This window comes from Bacillus sp. AL-1R (genome assembly GCF_052180195.1).
Taxonomy (GTDB): domain Bacteria; phylum Bacillota; class Bacilli; order Bacillales; family Bacillaceae_G; genus Gottfriedia.
In genome coordinates this window covers 2,636,612-2,655,941 of the sequence record NZ_CP197469.1, presented here as the reverse complement: position 1 = coordinate 2,655,941, position 19,330 = coordinate 2,636,612, and the positions used below count along the sequence as shown (strand labels likewise).

General features: G+C 32.9%; 21 protein-coding genes. 20 read left to right on the top strand and 1 reads right to left on the bottom strand.

Features of this window, described 5'->3' with window-relative positions; all coding sequences use genetic code 11:
- The first annotated feature begins 36 nt into the window (after window positions 1-36).
- The 14 genes from hepT (at window position 37) to ACSBO6_RS12425 (ending at window position 12,982) form a co-directional block, all read left to right on the top strand.
- Entirely contained in the window at window positions 37-999 is a 963-nt protein-coding gene (hepT, locus tag ACSBO6_RS12490; RefSeq protein WP_098845215.1) for a heptaprenyl diphosphate synthase component II, read from the top strand.
- 224 nt (window positions 1,000-1,223) lie between these two features.
- On the top strand, window positions 1,224-1,670 hold the full coding sequence (gene ndk, locus ACSBO6_RS12485; protein WP_025671395.1) for a nucleoside-diphosphate kinase: 447 nt from the start codon (window positions 1,224-1,226) through the stop codon (window positions 1,668-1,670).
- A 252-nt stretch (window positions 1,671-1,922) separates the two neighbouring features.
- On the top strand, window positions 1,923-3,092 hold the full coding sequence (gene aroC, locus ACSBO6_RS12480; RefSeq protein ID WP_098845214.1) for a chorismate synthase: 1,170 nt from the start codon (window positions 1,923-1,925) through the stop codon (window positions 3,090-3,092).
- Window positions 3,092-4,177: a 3-dehydroquinate synthase gene (gene aroB, locus ACSBO6_RS12475; protein ID WP_098845213.1), complete on the top strand. Its 1,086-nt coding sequence runs from the start codon at window positions 3,092-3,094 to the stop codon at window positions 4,175-4,177. The genes aroC and aroB overlap by 1 nt, the downstream gene beginning before the upstream one ends.
- A gap of 197 nt (window positions 4,178-4,374) precedes the next feature.
- Window positions 4,375-5,658 (top strand): 3-phosphoshikimate 1-carboxyvinyltransferase, encoded by a 1,284-nt coding sequence (gene aroA, locus ACSBO6_RS12470; protein WP_098845212.1) that lies wholly within the window; start codon window positions 4,375-4,377, stop codon window positions 5,656-5,658.
- A gap of 16 nt (window positions 5,659-5,674) precedes the next feature.
- The gene (locus tag ACSBO6_RS12465; protein WP_098845211.1) at window positions 5,675-6,934 is read left to right on the top strand and encodes a tetratricopeptide repeat protein; all 1,260 of its coding nucleotides are present in this window, start codon (window positions 5,675-5,677) and stop codon (window positions 6,932-6,934) included.
- Between the two features lie 54 nt (window positions 6,935-6,988).
- Window positions 6,989-7,528, top strand: a complete 540-nt coding sequence (locus ACSBO6_RS12460; protein ID WP_025671400.1) for a ReoY family proteolytic degradation factor — start codon at window positions 6,989-6,991, stop codon at window positions 7,526-7,528.
- Between the two features lie 528 nt (window positions 7,529-8,056).
- Window positions 8,057-8,506 (top strand): DUF2487 family protein, encoded by a 450-nt coding sequence (locus ACSBO6_RS12455; RefSeq protein WP_098845210.1) that lies wholly within the window; start codon window positions 8,057-8,059, stop codon window positions 8,504-8,506.
- A gap of 143 nt (window positions 8,507-8,649) precedes the next feature.
- Window positions 8,650-9,153, top strand: a complete 504-nt coding sequence (locus ACSBO6_RS12450; RefSeq protein WP_098845209.1) for a QcrA and Rieske domain-containing protein — start codon at window positions 8,650-8,652, stop codon at window positions 9,151-9,153.
- Window positions 9,154-9,155: 2 nt separating this feature from the next.
- Complete coding sequence (qcrB, locus tag ACSBO6_RS12445; protein ID WP_056466653.1) at window positions 9,156-9,830, top strand: menaquinol-cytochrome c reductase cytochrome b subunit; 675 nt, start codon at window positions 9,156-9,158, stop codon at window positions 9,828-9,830.
- A 62-nt stretch (window positions 9,831-9,892) separates the two neighbouring features.
- Window positions 9,893-10,669, top strand: coding sequence for a menaquinol-cytochrome c reductase cytochrome b/c subunit (locus ACSBO6_RS12440; RefSeq protein WP_098845208.1), 777 nt, complete (start codon window positions 9,893-9,895; stop codon window positions 10,667-10,669).
- Window positions 10,670-10,836: 167 nt separating this feature from the next.
- A complete protein-coding gene (locus ACSBO6_RS12435) occupies window positions 10,837-11,403 on the top strand; it encodes a DUF1405 domain-containing protein (protein WP_498844673.1) in 567 nt (188 codons plus the stop codon).
- 59 nt (window positions 11,404-11,462) lie between these two features.
- Window positions 11,463-12,245, top strand: coding sequence for a sporulation protein YpjB (locus tag ACSBO6_RS12430; protein ID WP_098845206.1), 783 nt, complete (start codon window positions 11,463-11,465; stop codon window positions 12,243-12,245).
- 56 nt (window positions 12,246-12,301) lie between these two features.
- The gene (locus tag ACSBO6_RS12425) at window positions 12,302-12,982 is read left to right on the top strand and encodes a zinc metallopeptidase (RefSeq protein WP_098845205.1); all 681 of its coding nucleotides are present in this window, start codon (window positions 12,302-12,304) and stop codon (window positions 12,980-12,982) included.
- Between the two features lie 65 nt (window positions 12,983-13,047).
- On the opposite strand, the gene ACSBO6_RS12420 is transcribed toward ACSBO6_RS12425, so the two are convergent.
- Window positions 13,048-13,920, bottom strand: a complete 873-nt coding sequence (locus tag ACSBO6_RS12420) for a YitT family protein (RefSeq protein WP_098845204.1) — start codon at window positions 13,918-13,920, stop codon at window positions 13,048-13,050.
- Between the two features lie 136 nt (window positions 13,921-14,056).
- Here ACSBO6_RS12420 and ACSBO6_RS12415 point away from each other — a divergent pair, with 136 nt between their 5' ends.
- The 6 genes from ACSBO6_RS12415 to ACSBO6_RS12390 all read left to right on the top strand — a co-directional run bounded on the left by ACSBO6_RS12415 (window position 14,057) and on the right by ACSBO6_RS12390 (window position 19,306).
- Window positions 14,057-14,386: a nucleotide pyrophosphohydrolase gene (locus tag ACSBO6_RS12415; RefSeq protein ID WP_098845203.1), complete on the top strand. Its 330-nt coding sequence runs from the start codon at window positions 14,057-14,059 to the stop codon at window positions 14,384-14,386.
- Window position 14,387: 1 nt separating this feature from the next.
- Window positions 14,388-15,191: a 4-hydroxy-tetrahydrodipicolinate reductase gene (gene dapB, locus ACSBO6_RS12410; protein WP_498843452.1), complete on the top strand. Its 804-nt coding sequence runs from the start codon at window positions 14,388-14,390 to the stop codon at window positions 15,189-15,191.
- An 88-nt stretch (window positions 15,192-15,279) separates the two neighbouring features.
- On the top strand, window positions 15,280-15,981 hold the full coding sequence (gene bshB1 / locus ACSBO6_RS12405; RefSeq protein ID WP_498843451.1) for a bacillithiol biosynthesis deacetylase BshB1: 702 nt from the start codon (window positions 15,280-15,282) through the stop codon (window positions 15,979-15,981).
- Between the two features lie 31 nt (window positions 15,982-16,012).
- Window positions 16,013-17,143, top strand: coding sequence for an N-acetyl-alpha-D-glucosaminyl L-malate synthase BshA (bshA, locus tag ACSBO6_RS12400; protein ID WP_498843450.1), 1,131 nt, complete (start codon window positions 16,013-16,015; stop codon window positions 17,141-17,143).
- Between the two features lies 1 nt (window position 17,144).
- A complete protein-coding gene (locus tag ACSBO6_RS12395; RefSeq protein WP_098845200.1) occupies window positions 17,145-18,338 on the top strand; it encodes a CCA tRNA nucleotidyltransferase in 1,194 nt (397 codons plus the stop codon).
- Window positions 18,323-19,306 (top strand): biotin--[acetyl-CoA-carboxylase] ligase, encoded by a 984-nt coding sequence (locus tag ACSBO6_RS12390; RefSeq protein WP_098845199.1) that lies wholly within the window; start codon window positions 18,323-18,325, stop codon window positions 19,304-19,306. The genes ACSBO6_RS12395 and ACSBO6_RS12390 overlap by 16 nt, the downstream gene beginning before the upstream one ends.
- The last annotated feature ends 24 nt before the right edge of the window (window positions 19,307-19,330 follow it).

The following is a 19,330-nucleotide window of genomic DNA, read 5'->3' as shown; positions in this document are numbered from 1 at the left end:
AAGCGAGAAAATGGGATGAATAGTAAGGTGAACGGAATGAAGGTTAAATGGAAATATTCTTATTTAAAAAAGGACATTAATGAGATTGAAAGCACGCTTCATAAAGTAGTCAATTCTTCACAGCCAATTTTAAAAAATGCATCTGTACAGTTGCTTGAATCTGGTGGTAAAAGAATTAGACCAGTATTTGTATTGCTTAGTGCTAAATTTGGACAATATAACCTTCAATCGATTAAAAATGTAGCAGCTACTTTGGAAATCATACATATGGCATCATTAGTTCATGATGATGTAATTGATGAAGCTAGTTTACGAAGGGGTAAACCGACAATCAATTCAACTTACAATGATCGTGTTGCGATGTATGCAGGGGATTTTTTATTTGCAAAGGCATTGGAATGTATGTCAGAAATCGAAATCCCATTGGCCCATCAAAAATTATCTGAGACTATTTTAGAGATTTGTTTAGGTGAGATTGAACAAATTAAAGATAAATATAATTTTGACCAAAATTTAAAATGTTATTTAAGAAGAATTAAACGAAAAACTGCACTTTTAATTTCAGCAAGTTGTGAAATAGGTGCAATTGCATCAGGAGCCTCTAAAGCTTATCAAAAGTGTTTAAAAGATTACGGATACTATTTAGGTATGTCTTTTCAAATTATGGACGATATTCTTGATTTTACGGCTTCTGAGAAAGAATTAGGAAAGCCATCAGGTAGCGACTTAATTCAAGGTAATATTACATTACCTGTCTTGTTTGCGATGAATGATTCAGCTTTTAAAGAGAAAATTGAATCGATCTATGAAGGAATTAATCCGGAAACTGTTAAACCACTTATCAATCAAATTCGAAAAAGTACATATATTAATGCAGCTAGAAAAGTTAGCGAAGCATATTTACAAAAATCTTTAAACAGTATAAGTGGCCTTCCAAATAACGAGGCAAAGGAAATGTTAATATTAATTGCTAAAAATATTGGAAATCGAAAAAACTAGAGGCGGGGAAAATGCTAGTGCATTTACAACTGCCTCTTTTGGCTTTTTTAACCTAAGAATGTCATTTGTTTCAAGTATTTTAATAAAAGTTAATCAAAAATCTGGAAGCGATTGCAATTTTTATAATATAACAAGATTTTAAACTATTGATAATTTTATAAATTGATGTTACTATTCTAACTGTGTTGTTTATACATAATTGAATTCAAGTGAGGTAGAGCATAATGGAAAGAACTTATTTAATGGTAAAACCTGATGGTGTACAACGTAACTTAATTGGTGAAATCGTTTCACGTTTCGAAAAAAAGGGTTTCCAATTAGTTGGAGCTAAATTAATGCAAGTGAGTAAAGAACAAGCTGAAACTCACTATGCTGAACACAAAGAGCGTCCTTTCTTTGGTGAATTAGTTGACTTCATTACTTCAAGCCCAGTATTCGCTATGGTTTGGGAAGGCGAAAATGTAATCGCTACCGCTCGTCAAATGATGGGAGCAACAAACCCTAAAGATTCAGCACCAGGAACAATCCGTGGTGAGTATGCTGCAACTGTAGGAAAAAACATTATTCACGGTTCAGATTCACCTGCTAGTGCAGAACGTGAAATTGGAATTTTCTTCAATCAAAACGAATTAGTTGAATACTCTAAACTAATTAAAGAGTGGGTATACTAATAAAATAGATTTGCATAAGAAAAGTCAGCATAATTGCTGGCTTTTTCTTTTATATGAAAATAATGATCTCGTTTCAAAGTATGACAAAAATTTACGCATTGAATAACTTTTTTCGTGTAGAATATTTCATTTTTTTGCAAAAAATCAAAAAAAGAGCCAAATTATGGTTCTTTTTTTATGTTAAATTCAGATTAGGTTGTGGTATAGTAGTAACTAAATAATTTTAAACTTACATAAAGAGAAGGTGTTGACATGCGTTATTTAACAGCTGGTGAATCACATGGTCCACAATTAACTACAATTATTGAAGGCGTTCCAGCAGGATTACCAATATTAGCAGAAGAAATAAATGTTGAACTTCGTAGACGTCAAGGTGGATATGGAAGAGGTCGAAGAATGCAAATAGAAAAGGATACTGCTCAAATTACTAGCGGTGTTCGACATGGTTATACTTTAGGCTCTCCAATCGCATTGGTTGTTGAAAATAACGATTTTAAACATTGGACTAATGTTATGGGTGCCGAACCATTGGATAATCTTGAATATGAAGGAAAAAGAAGCATTACAAAACCAAGACCAGGGCATGCCGATTTAAATGGAGCGATTAAATATGGTTTTAGAGACGTACGAAATGTTTTAGAGCGATCTTCAGCTCGTGAAACAACTGTACGTGTTGCAGCTGGAGCGGTAGCAAAAAAATTGTTGAGTGAGCTAGGAATCACAATTGCTAGCCATGTAATTGAAATTGGTGGAGTTAAAGCAAAAAATTTAGACTATAAAAATGCAGAAGACTTACATAATAGAGCTGAAAACTCTGAAGTAAGATGTATAGACGAAGAAGCTACAGAAAATATGAAATCATTAATTGATGAAGCAAAACAAAATGGAGATTCAGTTGGTGGTATTGTAGAAGTTGTCGTTGAAGGAATGCCAGCTGGTGTTGGTAGCTATGTTCATTATGACAGAAAGCTAGATTCAAAAATTGCAGGTGCGATCGTAAGTATTAATGCCTTTAAAGGTGTTGAATTTGGCATTGGGTTCCAAGCTGGATCCTTACCAGGTAGTGAAGTTCATGATGAGATTGCTTATTCTAAAGAAGAAGGCTACTATCGATTATCGAATCGTGCTGGCGGTTTTGAGGGCGGTATGACAACAGGAATGCCTATCGTCGTGCGAGCAGTAATGAAGCCCATCCCGACGCTATACAAGCCGTTACAGAGCGTTGATATTGAAACAAAAGAAGTTTATGAAGCTAGTATCGAACGATCTGATAGCTGTGCTGTTCCAGCAGCAAGTGTAGTAGCTGAGCATATTGTTGCCTTTGAAGTTGCAAAAGCAATAACTGAACAATTTGAATCAGATCAACTTGAGCGCCTAAAACGTAATATTGAAGATTTCCGTGAGTATGCGAGGAATTTTTAATGAGTGTGATCACGGTAAATACAAGCTCTAAACAATACGATGTTTGTATAGGGTTTAGTGTATTGAGTCAACTGCAGACAAAGGTGGATAGCTTAGTCCCTAAGGTTTCAAAAATATTAATTATTACAGATGATCAAGTTGCTCCACTTTATTTAGAGGAAGTACTACAAAATTGTAATAAAGCAAATAAAGTTGAACACTTTATCATTCCACATGGTGAAAAAAGTAAGAGTTTTCAGGTATATGAAAATTGTTTAACCTATTGTTTTGATGTTCAATTAGATCGTAATAGTTTAATAATTGCTTTAGGTGGGGGAGTGGTTGGTGATTTAGCAGGATTTGTTGCAGCAACTTATATGCGTGGTATTCGTTTTATCCAATTACCAACTACTTTACTAGCCCACGATAGTGCAATAGGCGGTAAAGTAGCAATCAATCTTCCAAAAGCTAAAAATATCGTTGGTGCATTTTATCAGCCAGAATTAGTACTATATGAATTAAACTTTTTAACGACATTACCAATAGAGGAATGGAGATCAGGCTTTGCTGAAATTAGTAAAGAAGCGATGATCTCTTCTTCTGACAATTTGAATTGGTTAATGGATCATATTCTTTCACTTAAAGATTTAGATGATGAATTAGTGGAAAAATGTGTGACAATGGGAATAAGTGTAAAAAATGAAATTGTATCTAAGGACGAGCGCGAAACTGGTGAAAGAGCATTTTTAAACTTAGGCCATACACTCGGCCATGCAATTGAAGCATATTTAGGTTATGCTAAAACAACTCATGGTGAGGCAATTGCATTTGGAACTTTATTTTCAATTTATTTGAGTGAACAGTTCTTTGACATTGACCTAAAATTTAATGAGATTTTAAATTGGTATAATCGATTGAATTATCCTGTTTATTCAAATTTAGCATTAGAAACGATTGTAAACCTAATGAAACAAGATAAGAAAAATATAGATCTGAAAATAAAATATATCTTATTAAAAAGTTTTGGAAATCCAGTGATTTGCGAATTAGAGGCAGACTTTATTAAAGAAAATTTAGAACGTTTTTTAAAACGAGTAATTTCATAAATACTTACCTGAAAATGGTGTTTTGATCAATAGTTAAATCAAAATATCATTTTCTTTTTCTAAATTAAGCTAAACTGATCATTGGAAATGAAAAACATAGGACAATTCGTCGAATAGAATTTTAGAGAAAAAAAAGGTTTGATTTAGTAAAAAATGGAATGTAAATACATATAGAAAGGTTAGATAAGGTGACGATGATGAGAAATTCCCAGTTAGAAAAAATCCGATTAGTTGGTGATGTGACAATTCCAGGAGATAAATCAATATCTCATAGAGCAATTATGTTTGGATCATTAGCGAAAGGGACTACAAAAATTACTAACTTTCTATTAGGTGAAGATTGTTTAAGTACGATTGCGTGTTTTAGAAAATTAGGTGTACAAATCGAAGTATCAGAAGATGAAGTTATCGTTTATGGTAAAGGAATTGAAGGACTTAACGAGTCAAATGAAGTACTTGATGTAGGAAATTCGGGGACAACAGCAAGACTAATGATGGGAATATTAAGTGGTTTACCTTTCCATTCAGTTATAATTGGTGATGAATCGATTGGTAAAAGACCAATGAAGCGTGTTACTAAGCCATTAAAAATGATGGGAGCTTCTATAGATGGACGAGAAAATGCTACATATACGCCTATTTCTATTAGAGGAGGTTCACTTAATAGTATTTCTTATGCTTCTCCTGTCTCAAGTGCACAAGTTAAATCTTCAATTTTACTAGCTGGTTTATTTGCAAAAGGTACAACGACTGTGACTGAACCAGAAAAGTCTCGTGATCATACTGAAAGAATGTTAAAGGCATTTGGTTGTGAGGTAGAAGTTGAGAATAACAAAGTCTCAATTAATGGAAACCAAGAATTAACTGCAACAGATGTTATTGTACCAGGGGATATTTCATCAGCAGCATTTTTCTTAGTAGCTGGGTCAATCGTACCAAATAGCGAAATATTGTTAAAAAATGTCGGTGTCAACCCTACTAGAACAGGGATATTAACTGTTTTAGAAAGAATGGGCGCCAATATAACATTAGAAGATGAAAAAGTTGTAAACGGAGAACCAATTGCGAATATTCGAGTGAAATCTTCTAAATTAAAATCAACTGTAATCGGTGGAGCTGAAATTCCTACATGTATTGATGAGTTACCGATCTTGGCATTAGCAGCAGCTTTAGCGGATGGAGAGACAATTATAAAAGATGCTCAGGAGCTAAGAGTAAAGGAAACTGATCGTATAAAGACAGTTGTAACAGAACTTACAAATCTTGGTGTAAGCATTGAAGCAACAAAAGATGGTATGATTATACAAGGAAATAGTTCTTTAAAAGGTACAAATGTCAATTCACATGGAGATCATCGAATGGGAATGATGCTTTCAATTGCTGCATTACTTGCTAAAGGTGATACAATTATTGAAAATACAGAATGTATAGCAGTATCTTTTCCAAACTTTAAAGAGCAATTAAATGATTTAATTAAGTAGTCATAGAGGTGTAAGAATGAGTTTATACGAAGCTGTTCAATTAATAGAGAACGGTCATACTGAAAAGGGATTAGATTTATTAAGAAAGAATGTAAAAACTGCAAACGATGAAGAAAAATACGAAGCAGCACTTATTTTTCAATCATTAGGATTTGTAAGTGATGCAAAAAATATCATTGAAGATTTAGTTTACTTATACGATGACGACGACGATCTAAAAATAATGTATGCAGAAATATTGTTGGATCTTGATTTAGAAGACGACGCATTAGAAATTTTACTTGCAATAAAGGAAGATAGTGAGAGTCGAGTTCAAGCGCTGTTATTAATGGCTGATCTATATCAAGTCCAAGGTCTTGATGAAGTTGCTGAACAAAAATTATTTGAAGCTAAAAGAATTTTACCTAATGAACCTGTAGTAGATTTTGCGTTAGGGGAGTACTATTTTAGTAAATATGATTATAAAAAAGCCATTCCATTTTACGAAAAACTCACAAATCAAGAAATTGAAGTGAGTGGAGTAAATAAAGATTTAAGACTTGCTGAATGTTTAAGTGCTGAAGGTGAATGGGAAGATGCAATTTCCTATTATGAAAAAGGAATTCAGAAAACAAAAGACTTCCATACCTTATTAGGATATGGTATAACGTTATTTCAAGCTGAACGCTATGCAGCCTCTATACCAGTATTTGAAGAAGCAATTTTCTTTGATCCTGAATATTTAGTCGCACATTTATGGCTAAGTAAAGCACATGATTTGGAAGGGCAAATTCAAGAAGGCTATGATATATTACAAAAAGCTTTACTTGTTGATGAAACAAATGTAGAATGCCTTTTATCAGCAGCAAAATTAGCTCGAAAATTGAAAAATATAGACGCAAGTAAAAAGCATTTACAAGAAGCATTAATTTATGATCCTTCGCTAATTGAGGCAGTTCAGTTATTAGTCGGAATTCTTTTTGAAGAAGAAGATTTCGATGACATCATTAGTACAATTGAACTAGCAATTGAGCATGGGGCTTCAGATCCTCACTTTAATTGGGACTTAGGCAAAGCATATTATGGAAATGAAAATTATGAATTGGCATTAAAACAATATCGTCTAGCATATAATGACTTTAACCAGGAAATTTCCTTCTTAAAGGAATACGGAGACCTATTGTTTGAAGAAGGCTTAGTACAAGAAGCAAAAGAGGTTTATAGTAAACTTGTAGACGATGAATATCTGCAAGAAGAAGTAAGAGAACGTCTTGAAAGAATAAATGAAATTCTGTAATTTTCTTTATTCAGAAAAGGGGACAAATTTAAAGGACAGAGGAGGGATTTAATAATGGCAACCCCTGTATCTGTGAATGAGAAGAAAGATTTTGTTAAGTGGTTTCTCAGTAATTTTCAGTTAAAGCAAAGAGAATGTGTATGGATTTTAAATTACTTAATGAGTCATGATTATTTAATGAAAAAGGTTCATTTTGTAGAACAGTCTAAATATTGTCCACGCGGATTAGTGATGTCGACAAATTGTGTTAAAGAAGTCCCATTTCATTTTTATAAACAAAATGTTATGACGACAGATGCAGAAAAATCATTTCATGATATTCGTTTAAATAGGGATGAGGATATTTATATCCAGCTGAATTTTAAATCTTCTTTTCAATATCCGATGTTTGTTTCAGTTTTAGAAGAGAACCCACATATACCAAAGAACTTAAATAGTAACGAAAAAGATCGTGTAATCGCTGAAAAGCTATTATCAGATTCAATTATTAATTTCCAAAAAGACAGACTGATGAAAATGATTGATGAAGCATTAGATCAACAAGACAAAAAGCTTTTCCAAGAATTAACGAAGCAACTGAATTCATTAACTTAATGAAAACTTGAAAAAAGTCCTCATTTATGGGGACTTTTTTACTTTTGCAATTGAACACAATTATTTATTATTATTAAATATAAGATATGTGAGGTAAAGCGATGCAAAATACATCCTCTTTCTCGTCATATTTATCCCTTTTAGCTCTTTAGTATTCATGTAATACTATGAGTATTCGAGCGTTTTTTTCAACATATAAGTTAAATTTAGTAGTAAATTTAAGATTAGCTACTACTCATAAAACTATACTCTAATAAAAAATAGTAAAAAAGTCACTAAAATTGAAATAGACTTTGTTTCTTAATTAAATACTTCAAGATGGAAGCTCAATTATATTCCCAACTTTTTAATTAATTAGCAAATTGTTCATAGAGGTGCTTGTAATGAATTCATCCATTAGAAATTCCTTTATGAACGGACTTTTTTCTTTCTTAAAATAGTATTGTATGGTTAAATTGGAAATGGAAATTTGTTCACAAAAATTTCACAATTATAAATAAATTATTTTAATAGAAAGAGGTAATTTTGATGAAATGGACAACTAATGAATTAAATCAAGTGATTGAGAATCTGGAGTACATCGACACGATCATTATTCCACTTTGTCCTGTTTCTTTGAAAAAAGAAAATATTGGTCTAGCTGAGCAAAGAGAGGACTTAATAATACTTACTTCGGAACTTGAACGTACATATAAAGGCAGAGTTGTAATTGCTCCGGAATTTACTTATTTACCTGAAGAACCTAATAAAATAAACCGATTAAAAGCTTGGTATGAAGAGTTTAAGACTAGTGGAATTAAGCATGTTTTTTATTTAACATGTGATTTTGATTGGAGACAGTTAGAATCTGAACTGAATGAGTCATTAATTTGGTTACCTAATTTAAATATCAATAGTTTAGATGAATCATCACAACGAGTAATAGTAGATAAACAATTATCACACATAAATGCATTATTTTCTAAAATATGGGGATAAAAATAAAAACAACATTATTACTATGATTATTATTAGGATATTATTGACCTTCTAAATTTGTTATTATATTATGAAAGTGTCCTAGTTTTATTATTATAGCTGTTGTCCGTACAGGAGTACTTGTGATAGAGGGGGGAATTTTCATGAGTGAAAAGGTTTCAAGACGCCAGTTTTTAAACTACACTTTAACAGGTGTAGGCGGCTTTATGGCGGCAGGAATGCTTATGCCATTGGCTCGTTTTGCCATTGACCCAGTTTTACAAAAAGAAGAAGCTGGAGCAATGGTGCAAGTTGGACTAGTTAAAGATTTAACGACTGAACCAAAACGATTTGACTTTAAAGTTAAACAGGTAGATGGTTGGGTTAAATCTGATGCGTCACACATTGCATGGGTGTACAAGAATTCAAATGGAGACATCGTTGCGTTATCACCTACTTGTAAGCATTTAGGCTGTACAGTTGGTTGGAACGACAATAAAGATTTTCCAAATCAATTCTTCTGTCCATGTCATGGCGGTCGTTACGAGAAGGATGGTAAAAACATTAAAGGTACGCCACCGCTTGGTCCACTAGACAACTATGCGGTAAAAGTGAAAGGTGATTCTTTCTATCTTGGTAAACTAGAACCAAATACAGGAGGTAAATAATCGTGCTTAACAAAATTTACGACTGGGTAGATGAGCGATTAGAAATTACGCCTCTTTGGAGAGATATCGCTGATCATGAAGTACCAGAACACGTTAATCCAGCACACCATTTTTCAGCATTCGTATATTGCTTCGGTGGATTAACATTTTTCGTTACAGTAATTCAAATTTTATCTGGAATGTTCTTAACAATGTACTATGTTCCAGATATCAAAAATGCATGGGAATCAGTTTATTACTTACAAAACAACGTTGCATACGGACAAATCGTTCGTGGTATGCATCACTGGGGTGCAAGTTTAGTAATTGTTATGATGTTTTTACATACTTTACGTGTATTCTTCCAAGGCGCATATAAGAAGCCTCGTGAGCTTAACTGGGTTGTAGGGGTTTTAATCTTCTTCGTAATGCTTGGATTAGGCTTTACAGGATATTTATTACCTTGGGATATGAAAGCGTTATTTGCGACTAAAGTAGGTCTGCAAATTGCTGAACAAACACCATTTATTGGTAAGCAAGTGAAAACGTTAATTGCAGGTAATCCGGAAATCATCGGTGCACAAACATTAACTCGTTTCTTCGCAATCCATGTATTCTTCTTACCTGGTGCTTTACTTGCTCTTATGGGTGCCCATTTCTTAATTATTCGTAAGCAAGGTATTTCAGGTCCACTATAAGATTTAGTGCATGGGGCTTTAGTAAAAATGACTAAAGTGTGTCGAAATAAAGGAGGGAGAACATGCATCGCGGTAAAGGAATGAAATTTGTAGGTGACTCACGTGTACCTGCAATGGCAGGACGTAAACCTAATGTTCCAAAGGATTATTCAGAATATCCTGGTAAAACTGAAGCTTTCTGGCCAAACTTCTTATTAAAAGAATGGATGGTAGGAGCAGTTTTCTTAATTGGATACTTAACATTAACAATTGCACATCCATCTCCACTTGAGAGGGTAGCAGACCCAACTGATACTGGTTATACGCCATTACCAGACTGGTATTTCTTATTCTTATATCAATTCTTAAAATATAGCTATGCTTCTGGTGACTATAACATAATTGGTGCTTTCGTAATTCCTGGATTAGCGTTTGGTGGCTTATTATTAGCGCCATTCTTAGATCGTAGTCCACATAGAAAACCAATTAAACGTCCATTAGCTACAGGCTTTATGTTATTGGCTTTATCTAGTGTTATTTATTTAACATGGGAAGCTGCGGCTCACCATGACTGGAAAAAACAAAAAGAACAAGGTAAAATCCGTACTTTTGTTGAATTAAATAAAGAAGATCCAGCATATAAGTTATTGCAAAAAAATACTTGTGTATCTTGCCATGGCGATAATCTTGAAGGTGGCGCAGCAGCTCCAAGTCTTCAAAATAATGGTTTAAAACCTGAAGAAATCGCTCATATTGCAAGAAACGGTCGAAAAGCGATGCCAGCTGGTGTATTTAAAGGTACTGACGAAGAACTTAAAGTGCTAGCTGAATTCGTTTCAAAAGCAGGTAAAACAGAGTAATTAAAAGAGAGTCGAATTTTCGACTCTTTTTTTGTTGTATTGTATACTGAAATAATAACATGTAAAAAATGTGATGATACATATAAATTGTGAACTTTGTGTTATAAATTTATAAAATCTCAAAAGTGAAAGTGAGATGAAGTGAAACAGTGAACGGAATTTACACTATGTTACGCCTTAAACCTAACTTAATTGCCTTATTTATCATAAATGTACTTGGAACGATCTATGGCTACTATTGGTATCGGTATCAACTTGATATTACACCTGGTTGGTTAAAAGTAGTTGTACCTGATAGTCCAACTGCATCATTATTTTTTTGTATTGTATTGCTGCTTTTCATCTTTAATAAACAAAATGGGTTAATAGAAGCACTAGCATATGTAAGCTTAATGAAATATGGTATATGGGCAGTTTTAATGAACGGAATGGTTCTTTATTTATCAGGTGGGCTTGATGCGATTGCATACTTATTAATTTTTTCGCATGGTGCTATGGCAATACAGGCGGCTTTGTATGCTCCGGCTTTTAACGTTAAATTGTGGCACTTAGCAGTTGCAAGTATTTGGGTCTTACAAGATCTTATTTTTGACTATGTTTTTGGAACAATGCCAGAATACTATATGCTTTCTGATTACAGAATTTGGATTGCTTTCGTTACATTTTGGTTAACTATATTTGTTATTTTAATTGCTTATTACCAGTTAATTTTAAAAAAAAGAGCTCGTGGTTGAAAAAGTTCTAATCTTGTCCTTTCTCTCATAATTATTAGTAGTTATGAGGGAGGGGTTTGATGAAAAAATTAATTGCGGGGATCAGTGTTTTTTTTATATTTTTTTCATTTAATACCGTAAAAGGGTACGCTAAAATAGATCAAGAAACTTCTCTAATTGAAAAATCGCTCTCTTTAGTACAAGATGGTGATTATGTACATGGGGCTAATTTATTAGAGCAATTAGAAGCAAAGTATATGGAAAAAGCAAAAAAGAATAAGGATTATACACCTAAAGAGTTAGAAACCATTTCAGTTACTTTTCAAAATGCGCTTGTATCTTTAACAAATGATGCAATTGATCCACAGGAAAAAGTTGCTGATGTACTTGGTTTAAGATTATTGATTGATGCTGGACAAACAACAATGCAGCCGATGTGGAAGGAAATGAAAAAGTCGGTTATGACGCCACTAGAGAATATGGATTCAGCATATAAACGTGGTAATTCTGAAGCGTATGAAACACAATTAAATCTATTTTTACACCAATTTGAAATCATTTATCCAAGTCTTATTATGGATCTTCCATATGATGAAGTAAAAAAATTAAATTCACTTGTTTCGTTTTTAGATGATTATCGAATTAACCAAGATTCCATACCAGCTTTTCAACAAAAATTGGACGAGACGAAAAGTGAATTATTATTCATCTTTGATCAGGGTAACTCAATCATTCCACCTGTTTCCATTTGGACAATCTTTACAACAGGGGTAATTATTGTCGGTACATTAAGTTATGTAGGTTGGAGAAAATATATAGGTGATCGAAATAAGAACAATAAAAGAAGAGAACATAATGATTGACAAATTTCTCTAAAAGTTATTACAATATCGTAAAATCACACCTTGGAGGAATTACAATGAGTTATTTAATTTACTTTTTAATTTTGTTGATTGTACCTATCTATGCGCAAATGAAGGTTAAATCAACTTTTAAAAAGTATTCTCAAGTTGGTTCTACATCGCATTTAACGGGTGCAGAAGTAGCGCGAAAAATTTTAAATGAAAATGGATTATACAATGTTGCAGTAGAAGAGACTCGAGGGTATTTATCTGATCATTATGATCCTCGTGCAAAAGTTGTCAGATTATCAACTGAAAATTATCATGGATATTCAGTTGCTGGTACTGCAGTTGCTGCTCATGAAGTGGGTCATGCAATTCAAGACGCGAACGACTATAGCTTTTTAAGATTCCGTCATTCATTAGTACCGATTGCTAATTTCAGTTCCAATTTTTCATATATATTTATATTAATTGGCATGTTTTCACAATTATCAGGTGCGTTTTTAATAGGAATCGTTTTATTAGCCTTAGGTGTACTGTTCCAAGTTGTTACACTACCTGTTGAATTTAACGCTTCGAGTAGAGCTTTAAAACAGATTACGACTTTGGGGATTATCAATTCGAATGAACATGTTTATGCAAAACGTGTTTTAAATGCAGCTGCATTGACATATGTTGCAGCGGCTGCTGTAGCTGTCGCAGAATTATTAAGATTAATTTTGATTTATACAGGTATGACACGTAGTGATGATTAATATCAATTCAAAAATTAAAAGAGGTTCTTGGCAATTAGTGCTAAGAACCTCTTTTAATTTTAAATTTAAGGGTGAAGAGGGGCTTTATTTTCATCTAATGTAAAGCCTTCACCAAGTACATCATGCACTTCTGTAACAGCTACAAAAGCGTGTGGATCGATATCTTGTATGATGTTTTTTAAATGAACTAATTCATTTTTAGGTACGACACAAAATAAAACGTTTTTACTTTCTCCAGTAAAAGTTCCAGTAGCTTTTAAATAGGTTGCCCCACGGTCCATTTCTTTCATAATACGAGCCGCTATTAGGTCATTTTTCTCAGAAATAATATTTGCACCACGTGCAGCGTATGCACCTTCTTGCATAAAATCAATTATTCTAGCACCAACAAAAACCGCTACTAAAGTATACATTGCTTCGTATGCTTTTAAGTAAGTTAATAGTGAAAGCGTAATGACAACAAAGTCAAAAATAAACATCGTTTTCCCCATATTAATCCCTTTGTATTTATAGGCTAAACGGGCAATAATATCAACTCCACCAGTCGTACCACCAAATCTAAAAATAATGCCTAATCCAACACCAATAAATACACCAGCAAATAATGAAGCTAACATTAAATCGCCGTGAACATCTATATTGAACGAAAATTTCTCAAATAATTTTAAGAAGAAAGAGACTGCAACAGTTCCAATAATTGTATAAAGCATCGTCACTGTACCGAGTAATCTCCAACCAATAAAAAATAAAGGAACGTTTAAAGCTAAGTTTGAGATCCAAACGGGGATATTTAGTTCTGCTAAAAGAATTAAGTTAATTCCCGTAAAGCCACCTTCAGCAAGATTGTTTGGAATATTGATATTCATAATTCCAAAAGAAAAAATTGCAGAACCTAAAATAATAAATAAAATATTGCGTAACTTCAATTTAAAATTCATATACTTCCTCCATACTATAAAAATTACCCTAAACTCTTATTTTTATCTTATCTTGTATTTTTTTCAAGTAAAATAATATATAATTTGTCAAAAAGTGGTCAATTCGATAAGATTTAATTGAGGAGTTGAGATTAGTATGCACGAAAAAACGATGAAAGAAATGCAAAAAGAAGTCGATACATATATAGGTCAATTTAAAGAAGGATATTTTAGTCCTTTAGCAATGATGGCAAGGTTAACTGAAGAAATGGGTGAATTAGCTAGAGAAATCAATCACACCTATGGTGAAAAGCCAAAGAAAAGCACTGAAAAAGAAAAGCTAATTGAAGAAGAGCTAGGTGATGTATTATTTGTGATGATTTGTTTAGCAAATAGCCTAAATATAGATTTACAAGAGGCACATGATATGGTGATGAAGAAGTTTAATACTCGAGATAAAGATCGTTGGACAAGGAAGGAAGTTTAAAATGGAAAAAGTAATTAGAGTAGTATTAGCAGGACCTAGAGGTAAAATGGGCATGGAAGCTTTACAATTAATTGATCGAACTGAGAATTTTCAACTTGTTGCAGCAGTAGATTATAAATTAGGTGGAGAACAAATTCAAAAGGTTAACCCTGAGTTTAAAGGTGAAGCAAAAATATATGAAACATTAGAGCAATGTATCGAAAATGAAAATTTTGATGTACTTATTGATTTAACAACACCTGAAATTGGAAAAAAACATGCATTTTTAGCTTTAAAAAATGGTATTCGTCCTGTAATCGGTACTACTGGTTTTACAGAAGAGGAACTTGATGATTTAAAAGAAATAGCTTCAAATAATGAGCTAGGTTGTATTATTGCGCCAAATTTTGCAATTGGTGCTATATTAATGATGAAGTTCTCACAAATGGCAGCGAAGTATTTTAAAGATATTGAAATTATTGAATTACATCATGACCAAAAATTAGATGCGCCTTCAGGTACAGCTCTTAAAACAGTTCAAATGATTGAGGAAGTTCGTGAATCTAAAGTACAAGGACATCCAAATGAAGTTGAAACAAAAAGAGGTGCTAGGGGTGCTGATTTAAACGGAATGAGAGTTCATAGCGTAAGATTACCTGGCTTAGTTGCGCATCAACAAGTTTTATTCGGTGGTGATGGTCAACTATTAACAATTCGACATGATTCAATGAACCGAGCTTCTTTTATGTCCGGTGTTCAAGTAGCAGTTGAGGAAGTAATGAAACTATCAGAGCTAGTCTATGGTTTAGAAAATATAATGGACTAACTTTCCATGTCCTTTAGTGGTAACAAATAGTCAAACCACTTAAGCAGTTGTTAAAATTTTTTAGTTAGTTGAAAAGAGAGTGAGATATGTGGAATATTTTGATGTACTAGCATTTGGAGCGCATCCAGATGATGTTGAGATCGGTATGGCAGGTACGATTGCTAAATTTACGAAGTTGGGCTATAAGGTTGCAATTTGTGATTTAACTGAAGCAGAGCTCTCATCAAATGGGGATACGATTACTAGAAGAAAAGAAGCAGAAGAAGCAGATAAAATTTTAGGGGTATCAAAGCGTTTTAATTTATCATTACCAGATAGAGGGCTATACTTATCTGAGGAAGCGATTAAACAAGTAGCTGCATTAATTCGAATGACCAAGCCTAGTATAATCTTCTCACCTTATGAAGTCGATCGTCATCCTGATCATGGTAATTGTACAAAAATAGTTGAAGAAGCAGTATTTTCATCAGGGATAAGAAAATTTAATGTAAATACAAATCATGAAGCTCACAAGGTAAAACATGTTTTTCAATATATGATTAATGGGTTTCATCGACCTAATTTTATTGTTGATGTTTCAGAAACGATTGAAATTAAAAGAGCAGCATTAGAAGCATATGAAAGTCAATTTACTCCTGGTCCAGATGGTGTTGTTACGCCTTTAACAAACGACTATGTAAATAGCGTAATTGCAAGAGAGAAAATTTTTGGCAAAGAAGCTGGAGTTCCGTACGGAGAAGGGTTTATGACAAAGAAACCACTTCTCTTAAATGCAGATTGGTTAGTTTAAGTAGAAATGAAGAAGTTTAGGAGAGAAAAAAATGAAATTAAAAATTGGGATTACATGTTATCCTTCAGTAGGCGGTTCTGGTGTGATTGCGACTGAGCTAGGTAAGTTATTAGCAGAACTAGGACATGAAATTCATTTTATTTCATCAAGTATGCCGTTTCGTTTAAATAAAGTATATCCTAATATTTATTATCATGCAGTTGAAGTAAATCAATATTCGGTATTCCAATACCCACCATATGATTTAGCATTGGCGAGTAAGATGGCTGAAATTGCAAACCGTGAAAAATTAGATATTTTACATGTACATTATGCGATTCCGCATGCAATATGTGCTGTTCTAGCAAAACAAATGATTCATCACGATATTAAAATTGTAACGACATTACATGGAACTGATATAACAGTTCTTGGTTATGATCCATCTTTAACAGAGCTAATTAAGTTTGGGATTGAAAAATCAGACGTTGTAACTGCGGTCTCAAATGATTTAATACAGCAGACAGTAGAATTAGTTAACCCTGATAAAGAAATCCAAACTGTGTATAATTTTATTGATGAAAGAGTGTATTACAAAAGAAATTGTCGGGCATTAAAAGCAGAGTATGGCATTTTAGAACATGAAAAAGTCATTATACATATTTCTAATTTCCGTCAAGTTAAACGTACAAAAGATGTAGTAGATGTATTTAATTTAGTAAGAAAAGAAATTCCATCTAAGTTACTATTAGTTGGTGATGGTCCAGAAATCTCAAGTTTATGCAAATTAGTAAGAGAGCTTGGAATTGAGAAAGATGTTTTATTTTTAGGAAAACAAGAAAATGTTGAAGAGTTACTTTCAATGAGTGATATCAAATTACTTCTTTCATCAAAAGAGAGCTTTGGTTTAGTTTTACTTGAAGCGATGGCTTGCGGAGTTCCATGTATCGGTACAAGAGTTGGTGGAATTCCAGAAGTAATCGAACATGGGGAAAACGGATATATTTGTGAACTAGGAGATATTGAACAAATCGCTTATTATACGCTCAACTTATTACAAGATGAAGAACTATTTAAGTGCATATCAAATCGTGCCCAAGAAATTGTTAAAGAAAGATTTCAATCAAATAAAATCGTTTCACAATATTTATCCATTTATAATGAGATATTAGGAATGAAATAATATGGAAATTTTTGATAAAGCAAAGCCCATTTTAGATAAATTAATTAAAAATGGTTATGAAGCCTATTTTGTCGGCGGTTGTGTAAGAGATAAATTATTAAATAGAACAATTGGAGATATTGATATTGCTACTTCAGCCTTGCCTGAAGAAGTTATGTCGATATTTCCAAAAACAGTTCCTACCGGTTTACAGCATGGTACAGTCTTAGTTTTACAAAATGGCGAGCCATATGAGATTACGACGTTTAGAACAGAATCAACATATTATGATTATCGAAGACCATCTGAAGTTACTTTTGTAAAATCAATCGAAGAAGATTTAAAACGACGAGATTTTACAATGAATGCCATTGCTATGACGACAAACAATGAAATAATCGATCCTTTTAATGGCACAATTGATCTTTATGATGGCTTAATTAGATGTGTTGGTGAAGCTAAGGAAAGATTTCAGGAAGATGCGCTTAGAATGCTAAGAGGTATTCGATTTGTAAGTCAATTAGGTTTTCGTTTACAAGATGAAACGTTTAACGGCATTAAATCACATAAACATTTGATTGAGAATATCGCAATTGAACGCATTTCGGTAGAAATCGAAAAAATGTTAGTAGGAATGTCACCTAAAAAAGGGATAGAACTATTAATAGAAACAAATTTAGTAAATCATCTTCCAAGCTTAAAAGATTATACAAAACAGTTTCATGAGCTACTAGAACTTCCTCTTCAATCGTTAAAAACAATTGAAGAGATTTGGGCGCTAATACTATATAAATGTAATTTTGACGATCCAGAACTGGTTTTAAGAAGTTGGAAGATGTCGAATAATCGCATGAAACAAATATTGAAGCTGTATTATTTGTTAAAAGAAACGAAATTTAAATGGAGCAATACAAAGTTATATCAAGTTGGATTAACAGATGCAATAAAATATGAGCGATTACAGTGTGTAATTGATAAAATCGATGCAAATGAATTGAATGAGGATTTATTAAAGGCTTTATATAATCAATTACCTATTTATTCAAAGTCAGATATATGTATTACAGGTAATGATTTATTAAAATGGTCACAATTAAAAGGTGGCCCTTGGTTGAAAGAAGTATTAAGTGAACTAGAATTTCAAATAGTAGAGAACCAGCTTGAGAATAACCAACTTGCAATTAAGGAGTGGTTTATAAATTGGCTTCAAAAGTAAAAGAAAGAATCATACAATTATTCACAGAAAATAGTAATGAATATTTATCAGGTCAATTTTTAAGTGATGAATTAGGAATTTCACGTACTGCAATATGGAAATACATGAAAGAATTGCAAGACGAAGGAATTGAAGTTGATGCAGTTAGGAAACTTGGATATAAAATAACAGGCAAATCTGATCGATTAACTCCAACAGATATTCAACTTGGGTTAGAAACGAAAAAATTTGGCAGAAATGTCGTGTACCAGGAAGAAACCAATTCAACTCAAACAATCGCTAATGAATTGGTACTAAATGATGCTCCTGAAGGCACAATTGTTTTGGCTGAGCGTCAATTACTAGGTAGAGGTAGATTACAAAGAAATTGGTTAACTTCAGATGGAAAAGCAATAGCAATGAGTGTGATCCTTAGACCAGCTATTTCACCAAGAGTAGCACCTCAACTTACATTATTAACGGCTGTAGTCATTGCTTCAGCAATTGAAAAAGTGACCGGTTTACATCCAAATATTAAATGGCCGAATGATATTTTAATCAATCATAAAAAAGTTTGTGGCATCTTAACTGAAATGCAAGGAGACGCTGATTGCATTAAAAGCGTTGTCATTGGTATCGGAATCAATGTAAATCAAGTTGAAGAAGATTACCCATTAGAACTGTCAGATATCGCAACTTCATTACGTATTGAAAAAGGACAAACCTTTATGAGAGCTAGTTTAATTCAAGCTATTTTAGTTGAATTTGAAAAGTTCTATGAAATATTTTTAGAAAAAGGATTTAAACCGATTAAAATTTTATGGGAAAGCTATGCAATTTCGTTAGGCAAACAAATAAAAGCAACGACTTTAACAGAAGAAATTGTAGGTAATGCCATTGGAATTACTGATGAAGGTCAATTATTGATTGAAGATCACCTAGGTAATGTTCATACTATCTATTCTGCAGATATTTCGTTTAATAAATAATGTATACAAACAAAAACAACTCTC